Source organism: Streptosporangium sp. CA-135522 (assembly GCF_050949235.1).
Lineage (GTDB): Bacteria > Actinomycetota > Actinomycetes > Streptosporangiales > Streptosporangiaceae > Streptosporangium.
This window is the reverse complement of the sequence record NZ_CP192026.1, coordinates 1,284,694-1,296,413: the sequence shown is the minus strand read 5'-3', so window position 1 is coordinate 1,296,413 and position 11,720 is coordinate 1,284,694. Positions and strand designations below refer to the sequence as shown.

Below are 11,720 nucleotides of genomic sequence, written 5' to 3'. Positions count from 1 at the left end.
GCGTAGTGTAATCAAACTCGCCGGCGAGGTCCGGCTACGGCCGCGCGGCCGCCAGGACGCCGCGGGCCGTCCCCACCCCGGCCGGGATCTCGTAGACCGCGAACCTCCCCTTCTCGTAGCGGAGATCGGCGAAGCGCCACAGCTGCGGCGAGACCGACGGACGCCGGCCGTCGACCACCAGCCAGCGCACGCCGTACCGCTCCCCGAGCAGGCGGACCGCCTGCTCGGTGGACGCGGTGAAGACGGCGTCGTTGGCCGCCAGCAGTTCGGCGTCCCAGAACGGGACCGAGGCCATGGGCACCCGGTCGACGTCGGTCAGCGACGCCAGGTTCCGTGCCGTGTAGCCCCAGCCCTCGACCAGGACTCGCCTCTCGGTGTAGGCCGCTATCCACATGTGGCGGCTGTCGCAGGAACGGGGGACGGCGGACAGGCAGTGCGCGTTGGTCGCCACGATGTCGCCCGTGCCCGAGTTGTCGCGCACCCAGCGTGCGGCCGCCAGCCCGTCCTCCGGCATCTCCAGCGTCTGGACCGGGATGGTGTAGGTCAGGCCCGCCGTCACCGACTGGACCACCGTGGGCGCCGAGAATCCCGCGCACAGCAGGAGCACGGCCGCCCACCGCCACCGGACCCGTCGCAGCAGCACGATCGCGGCGGCCACGACCCCGCACAGCGCGATCACCGGCAGGACGAAGACGAGGCCGAACTCCGGACCGCCGAGCGCGGCCAGGCCCGGCCGGGACGCCGGCCGCACCGCGCCGGCCAGCAGCGCCGCCGCACCGCCGGCCGCCGCGCAGGCGCAGGCCCACCGGCCGCGCGACCGCCGGGGCATCCTGGACAGAGCGGCCAGGATGCCGGCCGCGGCGGCGATCGACAGGTACGGCCTGGCCGCGGCGAGGAAGTACATCTGGCCCATGCCCGGGTGCCCGAAAACCGTCACCGCGGCGATGCCCGCCAGCCCGATTCCCGAAAACAGCGTCAGCGCCCGGTCGGGTCCGGAGCCGGGATCGGGCCGGGGTCCGATGGCACCGGCCCAAAGGGCGGTCCACGCCAGTAGGAAGATCATGGACAGTGCCGCCGGGGCGATCTGGAGATCGCCGGCGCCGCTGCCGGGAACGAACCACATGATGAACTTGACGGCCGTTGAGAACGGCAGGATCCGCAACCCCTGCGAGGCTCCGCCGAACAGTACGAGCTGGGCGAACGCCAGCGTCGCGAGGGTGAGGAGGCCGAGGGCGACCAGGCCGCGGTCCACCCGCACGGCCCGCAGCCGGTCCGTGACCGCCAGCAGGCAGACGCCGGCGGCCAGCAGGGGAAGGTAGGTGGCCTTCGCCCCCGCCAGCGCGGCGAGCAGCGCGGCCATCGCGACGAAGCTCGATCCGATCCGCGCCCTCCCCCGTAACAGGTCGATCACCGGCAGGGCGAGAGCGGCGAAGAGCGCGGCGCCGAACGTATGGGTCGGGCTCAGCCATTGCAGTGCGATGTTCGACGGGCCACCGGGAAGGTCCTCGCCCGTCCAGGGGTAGAGATCCAGCGGTCCGGCGAAGCAGGTGATGCCGAGCGCCAGGACGCCCGCCGACCACCTCCCAGTGATCATGAAAGCCGCGGCCGGGACGAGCACGACGAAGATCGCCATCATGGGCAGGATCGCGAGGCGGTACAGCAGCGTCTGGGCCTCGATCCCGGTCACCCAACTCGTGGCGGCCATGTCCGCGTAGACGAACCAGTGATAGGACAGCGGTTCGCCCAGTACGTAGGGGACGGTCGGCGGCAGATGGTGGCGCAACTCGCCGACGAGCGCCAGGTGGAAGGGCATGTCGACATACGGGTTCGCGTTTCCCGGCCAGCGCAGGCCGTGCCCCTTGAAGAAGACGAGACCGCTGGAGACGACGAGGAAGCAGAACGTCCCGGCCAGGGCGAACGCGGCCCGGACCGGGACACGCGCTCCCGCGGTGCCCCGCCGATGACGGCGCAGGTGCGGATGGAGGAGGAAGGTCACGATTACGGCCAGCGGGCCGAGCACGACCAGTCCGGGCCGGCCCACGGCCCTGGCCGGGAGGTAGAGCGCGATCTCCAGCACGTATCCCAGCGCCGTACCCGCCGCGAGGTCAACGGCCGGCGGCGCCGGCAGCCGGGTGAGCGCACGCCAGAGCAGGGTTCCGGGGAGGGTGAGACCGAATGCGACGTAGAGCGAGAAGAACGCGATCGACGAGAGCGGGGTGCCGTAGGCCAGCAGCGTGCCGACGGTCACCAGTGCGGCGAGCCCGCCGGGGGCCACCGCGAGCCACTGCCTCCACCACTGTCTCCGCCACCGTGTTCGCGACGGCTCCGCGACGTGCTCGGCGCTCGCGGCCAGGGTCGCCATCATCGCGTGCCGCTTTCCTCGGTATGACCTTCGGCACGGCACCATTCGGCACGGCGCGCCTCGATACGACGCCCCTCGATACGGCGGAGCGCGGCACCCGACGGCCGGGAGCGGCGCGCCGGAGGATCACTGTCCCCGCGCCGAACGGAAGGCGCCCCATGGCCGCCCACCTGCCGAGTCAACCACCGGATCTCCACATCGTGCATGAAGTTCACCCGTCCGTCACGCATGGCTGTGCCGGCCCCGGATGGCATCCGCGGCTCGACTTACAATGATCTTGACGAGGGCGGGGCGGATGCTCGCGATCCGCCTCTCGTGCACCGTGCTCTTGCCGAGCCTTTAACGGCGCACGGAGGATGGCGCGGAGGATGGCGCACAGGATGCCCTTCCTGGGAGCAGCCTGGCAGAACCCTGAGCATCGGCTGATAGACGGTCAACCGGCCGATATTTGGGCGAAGTGTCCGGATAAGATACTTTTTCTGTCCCGCCCGCAACTTCCGCACCACTCGGAGCTCCCCTCATGAAGTCTCCTGCTCGAATGCTGCTGGCCGTCCCCTGCGCGCTGGCCTTACTGGCCACGCCGACCGCCGCCTGGAGCGCGGACCAGCCCAAGCCCACCACCTCGGCCAAGGCCACGACGTCGGACAAGGCCAAGTCCGCCGCCAAGGTCGCGCCCGTGGACTGCGCGAAGGTCAAGTGCATCGCGCTGACCTTCGACGACGGACCCGGCAAATACGCCGACAAGCTGCTCGACACTCTCAAGAAGTACAAGGCCAAGGCCACGTTCTTTCTTGAGGGCCAGTACGTGAAATCCCGTCCGGCCTTCGCCAAGCGGATGGCCGTGGAGGGCCACGACCTCGGCAACCACAGCTACACCCACCCGCACCTGCGCGATGTGTCCGACGACAAGATCCGCGAGGAGCTGATCAAGACCCAGGACCTCGTCAAGCAGGTCACCGGCAAGTCGCCGACCATGATCCGCCCGCCGTACGGCGAGCTGGACGAGCGGGTCCGGACGGTCGCGACGGAGATGGGCCTGCCCATCGTGCTGTGGAACGGCGGCTCCCGGGACTGGGCGACCAGGAACGAGAAGGCCATCTACGACGAGGTGCTCAAGAACACCAAGCGTGACGGCGTCATCCTCATGCACGACTGGGTCGAGCAGACCGTCAAGGTGATGCCCAAGCTGCTGGCCGCGCTACAGAAGGAGGGCTACCACGTCGTGGCGGTCTCCTCCCTGCGCGGCGCCAAGGACCTCAAGGCCGCCGACATCTACCCGGTCGGCAGCGAGAAGGACCCCGGCCTGACGGAGGACACCCCCACCGAGGGCGGCGAGTTCGCCGAGTCGCCCGCCGACGGCCTCTGAGTCACTCTCCTGCCCAGCCGCTGCATCGGCAGCTCGACGTAGCGGTAGGTGAGCAGGCTCAGACCCGCCACCACCGCGACGCACCCCGCCGACAGTGACACCTGCACCACCGGCTGCATGGCTCGCACGTCTCCGACGACGGCGTAGACGATCTTCAGCAGCGGGTGGTGCAGCAGGTAGAGCGAGTAGCTGATCAGGCCGAGCCGGACGAGGAGGCGAGGCAGCCGGCGGTGGCGCAGGGCCATGGCCCCGGCGAACGTCATCCCGGCGAGCGCGATCGTGGTCAGCCACACGCCCGGCCGGACCCACCACCAGCCCGCGTTGACAGACCATATCGGGGCCAGTGCCACGAGAACGGTCGTCGCGGCGATCGGCAGGAGACCGCCCGAGCCCTGCTCCCAGCGGCGGATCGCGGTCCCGGTGAACATCACCGCGAGGATCGCCGCCCCGAACCACGGCACGAAGCCGCCGAAGAGCAGCAGCACCACGGCCATCACGCCGAGGACGTAGGCCGCGACGGTCCGGAACCGGCCGCTGATCAGGCAGACCATGCCCGCGACGAAGAGCACCCCCGACACGTACGCCGGCCAGGGGCCCGTCAGCAGCGGCCCGGACAGCACCAGCCCGGTGACGACCGCCACGGCGCCGAAACCCACGGCGAGCGTCCCGCTCCGGCGGTGCCGGCCGCCGACGAACAGCGCGGTGACCAGCAGGTAGAAGACCATCTCGTAGGAGAGCGTCCACATGGTGTCGGCCAGGCCGCCCAGGTGGACCACGTCCAGCAGCATCGTGACGTGCGCCGACACGGCCGACAGGTCGCGGGGCACCTCCTCGCGGACCGGCAGCCAGAAGGCCATGAGCAGCACGGCGGCCGCGACCAGCAGGTAGATCGGGTAGAGCCGGAACACCCGGCTGATCCAGAAGGCGCGCACGTCACCGCGCCCCTCCAGCGAGACCGGGATGATGTAGCCGCTGACCAGGAAGAACACCAGGACGCCGTATATCCCGAGGTTGAACCAGTAGGGGCGGAGGGCGGGCAGGAACCAGGGCAGCAGATGTTCCAGCAGCACCGCGACGGTACCGAGCCCACGCAAGGCGTCCAGCCAGGCGAGCCGGGCGACCGGGGCGGCCAGGGCGGGTCCGGCGGCGTCGGCTGTTAGAGGCATCCGTATTCACTTACCCGGACGGATGCCTCGAAACCGTCCCCGACCAACCCGGCAATCGTCCGCCCTGACCTGCCCGGCCCCGTCCGCCCCGACCAACCCGGCAATCGTCCGTCCCGACCTGCCCGGCCCCGTCCGCCCCGACCAACCCGGCAATCGTCCGTCCCGACCTGCCCGGCCCCGTCCGCCCCGACCAACCCGGCAATCGTCCGTCCCGACCTGCCCGGCCCCGCCCGGCCGCTCCTGCCCGGCGCGGACGGCAGCCTCGCCATACAGAGGGCAGGCGGGCATACCTAAGCCGACCTATAGCGCGCGTCAGAAGTACCGGCCGATGACAGATTCCGCGCCCCGCCGATCTCCGTAACTTAATGACCTGCGAGAACAACCGCAGCGAACAAGGAGACGGACGACATGAACGACACCACCAAGCTGGTCGAGCGCTACCTGGCCACCTGGAACATCACCGACGCCGCCGAGCGCCGCGCGGAGATCGACGCCATCTGGACCGAGGACGCCCGCTACGTCGACCCCCTGGTCGACGCAGCCGGCCGCGACGCCATCGACGCGACCATCGCCGCCGTCCAGCAGCAGTTCCCCGGCCTGGTGTTCACCCCGGGCGGCGACGTCGACGCCCACCACAACGTGGCCCGCTTCACCTGGAACCTCGGCCCCGAGGGCGGCGAGGCCATCGTGATCGGCTTCGACGTCGCGGTCCTGACCGAGGACGGCCGCATCCAGACCGTCCACGGCTTCCTCGACCAGGTCCCCGCCAACCTCTGACGACTCCGGCCACTGGGGGACCGATCATCCGGGCGCCGAAGCCCGACCGAATCACCGCTGTCTCCGGCCGCCGCACCGCCCCGGCGGCCGGCCCCCTCCACCGCCCGCCTGCCGTTCAGGCTCCGCCGTCCCCGGCGGCGGGCCTTCGACACCCGCCCTCGGCCATTCGCCGGAAAGGTTCCCCCACCAGGAAAGGCCCTTCGACATGACCACCGTCGCTGCCACCGCCACTGCCACTGCCACTGCCACTGCCACTGACAAGCTTCTGCGCCTGGCCCTGCGCCTGGACGCCGTCGTGACCGCCGTCAACGGCCTGGCCTATCTCACCCTGGCCGGCCCCATCAACGACCTGCTCAGCCTGCCGGTCGCTCTCCAGTACGGCATCGGCGCGTTCCTCACCGTCTACGGCGTCGCGGTCTGGCTGGTCGCCTCACCGGCCCGCGTCAACCGCGCCGCCGCCCTGGCCGCCGTCACGCTCAACACCCTGTGGACCGTGGTCAGCGTCGCCGAACTGGCGATCGGCGGGCTGGAGGTCACCACTCTCGGCGCCGTCTGGGTCCTCATGCAGGCGGCCACCGTCGGCGGCTTCGCCGCCCTGCAGTATCTCGGCCTGCGCAAGGCGCAGTGATGACGGACAACGGCAGGGAAAACGGCGCGGCCCCCGGAGTGGACTCCGGGGGCCGCGCCGTCGGTCTTCCTATTCCCACTCGATGGTGCCCGGGGGCTTGCTGGTCACGTCGAGCACCACGCGGTTGATCGCGGAGACCTCGTTGGTGATCCGGGTGGAGATGCGGGCGAGCACGTCGTAGGGGACGCGCGACCAGTCGGCGGTCATGGCGTCCTCGCTGGAGACCGGCCGCAGGACGACCGGGTGGCCGTAGGTGCGCCCGTCACCCTGGACGCCCACCGAGCGGACGTCGGCGAGCAGGACGACCGGGCACTGCCAGATCTCCCGGTCGAGGCCGGCACGCGAAAGCTCCTCGCGGGCGATGGCGTCGGCCTCGCGGAGGATCTCCAGGCGGTCGTGGGTGACCGCGCCGACGATGCGGATGCCCAGGCCGGGGCCGGGGAACGGCTGGCGCCAGACCATCGCGGAAGGCAGTCCCAGCTCCTCGCCGGCGCGGCGGACCTCGTCCTTGAACAGCGTGCGCAACGGCTCCACCAGCGAGAAGCGCAGGTCCTCCGGGAGGCCGCCGACGTTGTGGTGCGACTTGATGTTGGCGGTGCCGGTGCCGCCGCCGGACTCGACCACGTCGGGGTAAAGAGTGCCCTGGACGAGGAAGTCGACCGGACCGTCGGCGATGATGGCGCGCTGCTCGTCCTCGAAGACCCGGATGAACTCGCGCCCGATGATCTTGCGCTTCTCCTCCGGGTCGGTGACCCCGTCGAGCGCCTTGAGGAAGCGCTCCTGGGCGTCCACCACGCGGAGCTTGACGCCGGTGGCGGCCACGAAGTCACGCTCGACCTGCTCGGCCTCACCCTTGCGCAACAGCCCATGGTCAACGAAAACGCAGGTCAGGCGATCACCGATGGCCCGCTGCACCATCGCCGCGGCGACCGCGGAGTCCACCCCGCCGGAGAGCGCGCAGATGGCGCGCCCCTCCGGGCCGATCTGGGCGCGGACCGCATCGACGGCGTCCTCGACGATGTTGAGCATCGTCCAGGCGGGACGGCAGCCCGCCGCGTCGAGGAAGTGCTTCAGCACCGCCTGGCCGTGCTCGGAGTGCAGCACCTCGGGGTGGAACTGCACGCCGTACAGGCCTCTGCCGGGGTGCTCGAAGGCGGCGACCGGCGTCTCGGAGGTCGCGGCGGTGACGAGGAAGTCCGCGGGGGCGGCGGCGACGCTGTCGCCGTGGGACATCCACACCGACTGCTCGGCGGGCAGCCCGGAGAAGAGCACGCCCTCCTGGCTCACGTCGAGCCGGGTCCCGCCGTACTCGGCGGTGCCGGTCCTGTCCACCTGACCGCCGAGCGCCTGGGCCATGAGCTGGAAGCCGTAGCAGATGCCGAAGGTCGGCACCCCGGTCTCGAACAGGCCGGCGGGCGCGCCAGGGGCGCCTTCGGCGTAGACCGACGACGGTCCGCCGGACAGGATGATGGCCTTGGGCTTCTTGGCCATCATCTCCTCCACCGGCATCGTCGACGGGACGATCTCGGAGTAGACGTGGCATTCACGCACCCGTCGCGCGATCAGCTGCGCGTACTGCGCACCGAAGTCGACGACCAGGACCGTGTCGAACTCAGACACCAAGACCCCCAAAGAAAGCACAGCGGTGCATTCAGTCTATCGGCGCTTGTCAGCACGGTTACGCGTAGGTGGAGAATACGAGCAGAACACCCGATTCGTCCCGCCGCCGGCCCGTGCGTCAGCGGTCCGTCCGGGGCCGCAGGGCGTGATCGAGCAGGCCCAGGGGCGGAGCTCCGAGGTCGAGCATGGCCGTGTGGAACCGCTTGAGGGTGAACCCGGCGCCCCATTCGGCCCTGGCCCGCTCGCGCAGGTCGAGGATCTCCAGTTTGCCCCAGGTGTAGCGGCCGTAGGTCGGGTCGAAGGTGGCCCTGGCCGCCTCGGACAGCGCCGCGGGACCGGCGAGGTGGGTGTCGGCCTCGAAGCGGCGGGCGCCGTCCTCGACGGTCATCGCCCCGGAGTGCACGCCGATGGCACAGGCCAGGCGGGTCACCCGGATCAGCGCCTCCAACCACACGCCGATCTCGAAGCGCGGGTCGTCGGGCGCGAAGCCCTCCTCGACGCAGAGTTCCTCCGCGTAGTGCGCCCACCCCTCGGTGAACGCCATCGACATCAGTGTCCGCCGCACGTCGGAGGGAGCGTGGCGCAGGGCCCGGCCGTGGGAGAAGTGACCGGGGGCGACCTCGTGCACGTTGATCGCCGGCAGGGTCGTCTCGCTGAAGACCTCCAGCCACTCCTCGATGTCGCGCTCCGGCCAGGAAGGGTCGGGCGGGGTGATGTGATACCAGGACGGGCCGTCGGGCTCGCCGGGCGCCGACCAGCTCATCATCGCCATGGCCCACCGGCGCGACTCCGGCGCGAGGCCGACCAGGCACTCGCCGTCGTGGTAGGGCACCAGGTCCCTGTCGCGGGTGAAGGCGATCGCCCGTTCGGTGCCGGCCCTGGCCGCGTCGATCACACCGTCGATGCCGGGATGCCGCCTGACCAGCTCGCGCGAGACGTCCAGCGGCGACCGCCCGGCGAAGCCCAGCCTGGCGCAGGATTCGGTCAGCCGGGCCATCAGCCGATCGCGCTCGGCGTCGGCCCGCTCGGCGAGCGCGCCCAGGTCCACCGGGAGGCCGTCGCCCGTGCTCATCAGCCGGGCCAGCCCCTCGGCGCCCAGCGCCGCATCCGGGTCGCCGGAGCGCGAGGCGTTCTCGACGTGCTCCACCAGGCGGGCGTGGGCCTTGAACGCCGCCTCGCGCAACGGCTCCTCCGCGTCCGCCGGCACCCCGGCCGACAGGCCGCGTACGGCTCCCAGCAGCGCGGTCGCGACCGGCGCGCTGAGCCGGTCGAGCGAGGCGATCGCGTGCTCCACGGCCTCCGGCCAGCGGGCGAGATGGGCGTGCTTGGCCGTGGTCCGCTCGGCCTCGGGGGCATAATCACGGTCGTAGGCGGCGAGGTCGAGGTTGTTCAGGTGCTCCAGCGGGCTGCGGCGGTGCAGCTCCAGCTCGCCGAACCGGACCCGGACGGCCTCCTCGAAGATTTCGAGGTGCGCCGCGTCGTAGGTGCCGGCGGGCGCCGCCCCCGTGCCGAGCGCGGCCAGTCCGGCGCGCACGCCCTCCGGGGAGAGATCCTGGATCCGGCCGTCGTATTCGTGCCGGCCGGCCATCTCACGGACCTCGGCGACGGTCAGGTCACACACCGCGCGCAGGCGGCTGTCGAGTTCGGTCATGGACGCGACGCTATCCCAGGACATCCCCGGCGGGTATGGACGATCTAGATGGCCGCCTGCGCCGGAACCGGTCCCGGCGTCCGCCGGCCCGTCACCCCTCGGCCGGGCCCCGCCAACCGCCGATCCGGTCGAGCAACATCTCCAGCGTCTTGTCGTCCGTGGCGGGGGCCATCACGGTGACCCGCAGGTGACGCACCCCGTCGACCTCGGTCGAGGTGAGGTGGAAGGCGCCGTCCGCCATCAGGTCCTCGCGGATCGCGGCCTGGTCCGCGGCGCCGTACCGGAAGCAGACGATGTTGCTCTCCGGCTCGTAGGGGCACTCGAAGCCGGGCCGCTCCCGGGCCAGCTCCCAGAAACGGTGCGCCGTCGCGTACTGCCGCGCGACGTAGTCCCCCAGGCCCCCCTCGCCCCGCCAGGCCAGGTTGAGGAAGATCTTCAGGCCCAGCTCGGCCTTGCTGCACTCCACGGTCCTGCCGATCAGGTCGAAGCCCTGGTCGCCGTAGAACAGGTAGCTCGCCCGCTGCTGGAAGGCCGCGTCCAGGTCGCTCTCCCTGCGGGTCAGGACCGCCGCCGCCAGACTGGAGGTCCGCAGCATCTTGTGCGCGTCCCAGATGACGGAGTCGGCGAGCTCGATCCCGTCGAGCAGGTGCCGGTACTCCTCGGCGAGCAGCGCCGAGGCCCCGTGGGCGCCGTCCACGTGGAACCAGACGTCGTTGGCGGCGCAGAACTCGCCGACGCCGCGCAGGTCGTCGTAGAGACCGGTCCCCGTCGAGCAGGCATTGGCCACCAGGGCCATCGGCCGCCGTCCCGCTCGCCGTACCCGCTCCAGGGCCTCGGGCAGGCGGGCGACGTCGATCCGGCCCAGCTCGTCCACGTCCAGCGGCATGACGGCCCGCTCCCCCAGCCCGAGGATCGCCGCGGCGCGGGTGAGCGAGTAGTGCGACGACGCCGGTGCGAGCAGGGCGAGGTCCGCGGGGACCCCCTCGGTCCACGCCTGCGGTGCGACCGCCGCACGGGCGGCCAGCAGCGCGGTGAGGTTGGCCAGCGATCCCCCGTGGGTGAGCACCCCGCCGCCCGCCTCTCCGAAGCCCACCTTGTTCAGCATCCAGCGCAGGACCTCGAACTCGACCGTCGCCGCCGAGGCGCCCATCTCGTAGATCGCCATCGGGTTGTTGATGGCGCCGTGGACGAAGTCGGCGAGCGCGGCCGGGAAGTCGGGGACGGCGACCTGGTGGCCGAGGTAGGCGGGGTGGTGCAGGCGGGTCCCCTCGTCCAGATAGGTCGCCAGGAACTTCGCGTAGCTCTCCGGCGTCATCCCGCCCTCGTGGATCCACCGTGCGAGCCCGAGCCGCTCGGCCAGCTCCCGCGGCGGGCGGCGGCGCAGGACAGGCGGCAGACCGATCTGGCTCTCCTCCACGTAGGAGGCCAGCTCGTCAACGGTCACGGCGGCGGCGCGTGCAAACTCTTCAACGTTCCAGGTCACATCGGGATAATGGCCGATACCACGGTATATCGCCACTAGCACCGAATTATGGAGAACCAAACCTCATGAACGCCGAACTGGATTCGATCGATCGCGCGATCCTGGCCGAGCTGCAGAAGGATGCGCGTCTGTCCAACAAGGACCTCGCCGAACGCGTCGGGGTCGCCCCCTCCACCGCCCTGGAGCGCGTGCGCGCCCTGCGCCGCCGCGAAGTGATCACCGCCTTCCGCGCCGTGTCGGAGCCCGCGGCCCTGGGCCGCCCCCTCCAGGCCATGCTCGCCCTGCGCGTCCGCCCGCACACCAGCCAGCTGGTCGATCCGCTGCGCGCCTTCGTGCTGAGCCTGCCCGAGACCATCTCCCTCTTCCATGTGGCCGGCCCCCAGGACTTCCTGGTCCACGTCGCCGTCCCCGACGCCGACCGCCTGCAGCGGCTCATCCTGGACCGTTTCCTGGTCCGCCCGGAGATCGTGCACCTGGAGACGACGCTCATCTTCCGGACCGAGCACCAGCCCGTCCAGCGCCCTGTCGACTGACCGGCCCGTCGACTGACCGTTCCTCGGCCGATCACCGAGCCGGCGACCGCCGGGAATTCCCCTTCGCCGAAGGTACGACGGCCTCGGGCGAACCTCCGGTCGTGGGCGGAGACCGTCAGGCTCGTGGAGCGCGA

At 71.1% G+C, this 11,720-nt stretch carries 9 protein-coding genes; 4 read left to right on the top strand and 5 right to left on the bottom strand.

Translation table 11 applies throughout. The annotated features are described in order from the left end of the window. Positions 1-34: 34 nt before the first annotated feature. On the bottom strand, positions 35-2,365 hold the full coding sequence (locus tag ACQPYK_RS06485; protein WP_433251703.1) for a hypothetical protein: 2,331 nt from the start codon (positions 2,363-2,365) through the stop codon (positions 35-37). A 517-nt stretch (positions 2,366-2,882) separates the two neighbouring features. Here ACQPYK_RS06485 and ACQPYK_RS06480 point away from each other — a divergent pair. Then, entirely contained in the window at positions 2,883-3,728 is an 846-nt protein-coding gene (locus ACQPYK_RS06480) for a polysaccharide deacetylase family protein (RefSeq protein ID WP_433251700.1), read from the top strand. On the opposite strand, the gene ACQPYK_RS06475 is transcribed toward ACQPYK_RS06480, so the two are convergent. Next, on the bottom strand, positions 3,635-4,894 hold the full coding sequence (locus ACQPYK_RS06475; protein ID WP_433251697.1) for an acyltransferase family protein: 1,260 nt from the start codon (positions 4,892-4,894) through the stop codon (positions 3,635-3,637). The genes ACQPYK_RS06480 and ACQPYK_RS06475 overlap by 94 nt on opposite strands. 408 nt (positions 4,895-5,302) lie before the next feature. Here ACQPYK_RS06475 and ACQPYK_RS06470 point away from each other — a divergent pair, with 408 nt between their 5' ends. Continuing rightward, positions 5,303-5,671, top strand: a complete 369-nt coding sequence (locus ACQPYK_RS06470) for a nuclear transport factor 2 family protein (protein ID WP_433251694.1) — start codon at positions 5,303-5,305, stop codon at positions 5,669-5,671. Between the two features lie 205 nt (positions 5,672-5,876). Further along, complete coding sequence (locus ACQPYK_RS06465) at positions 5,877-6,299, top strand: hypothetical protein (RefSeq protein ID WP_433251691.1); 423 nt, start codon at positions 5,877-5,879, stop codon at positions 6,297-6,299. A 69-nt stretch (positions 6,300-6,368) separates the two neighbouring features. Here ACQPYK_RS06465 and guaA read toward each other — a convergent pair whose 3' ends face one another. The 3 genes from guaA to ACQPYK_RS06450 all read right to left on the bottom strand — a co-directional run bounded on the left by guaA (position 6,369) and on the right by ACQPYK_RS06450 (position 11,053). Continuing rightward, the gene (gene guaA, locus ACQPYK_RS06460; protein ID WP_433251688.1) at positions 6,369-7,940 is read right to left on the bottom strand and encodes a glutamine-hydrolyzing GMP synthase; all 1,572 of its coding nucleotides are present in this window, start codon (positions 7,938-7,940) and stop codon (positions 6,369-6,371) included. 97 nt (positions 7,941-8,037) lie between these two features. Beyond that, positions 8,038-9,570, bottom strand: coding sequence for a DUF885 family protein (locus tag ACQPYK_RS06455; protein WP_433251685.1), 1,533 nt, complete (start codon positions 9,568-9,570; stop codon positions 8,038-8,040). Positions 9,571-9,661: 91 nt separating this feature from the next. After that, entirely contained in the window at positions 9,662-11,053 is a 1,392-nt protein-coding gene (locus ACQPYK_RS06450; RefSeq protein ID WP_433251682.1) for a pyridoxal phosphate-dependent decarboxylase family protein, read from the bottom strand. A 65-nt stretch (positions 11,054-11,118) separates the two neighbouring features. Between ACQPYK_RS06450 and ACQPYK_RS06445 the strand changes: the two genes are divergently transcribed. Next, positions 11,119-11,586 carry an Lrp/AsnC family transcriptional regulator gene (locus tag ACQPYK_RS06445; RefSeq protein ID WP_433251679.1) on the top strand — a complete coding sequence of 156 codons (468 nt, stop codon included), beginning with the start codon at positions 11,119-11,121 and terminating at the stop codon, positions 11,584-11,586. The last annotated feature ends 134 nt before the right edge of the window (positions 11,587-11,720 follow it).

Excerpts from the sequence above, each read along its gene's own strand:
- ACQPYK_RS06480 (WP_433251700.1), top strand. The coding sequence starts at position 2,883 with ATGAAGTCTCCTGCTCGAATGCTGCTGGCCGTCCCCTGCGCGCTGGCC.
- ACQPYK_RS06475 (WP_433251697.1), bottom strand. The coding sequence starts at position 4,894 with ATGCCTCTAACAGCCGACGCCGCCGGACCCGCCCTGGCCGCCCCGGTC.
- ACQPYK_RS06465 (WP_433251691.1), top strand. The coding sequence starts at position 5,877 with ATGACCACCGTCGCTGCCACCGCCACTGCCACTGCCACTGCCACTGCC.
- ACQPYK_RS06485 (WP_433251703.1), bottom strand. The coding sequence starts at position 2,365 with ATGATGGCGACCCTGGCCGCGAGCGCCGAGCACGTCGCGGAGCCGTCG.
- ACQPYK_RS06470 (WP_433251694.1), top strand. The coding sequence starts at position 5,303 with ATGAACGACACCACCAAGCTGGTCGAGCGCTACCTGGCCACCTGGAAC.
- ACQPYK_RS06445 (WP_433251679.1), top strand. The coding sequence starts at position 11,119 with ATGAACGCCGAACTGGATTCGATCGATCGCGCGATCCTGGCCGAGCTG.
- ACQPYK_RS06455 (WP_433251685.1), bottom strand. The coding sequence starts at position 9,570 with ATGACCGAACTCGACAGCCGCCTGCGCGCGGTGTGTGACCTGACCGTC.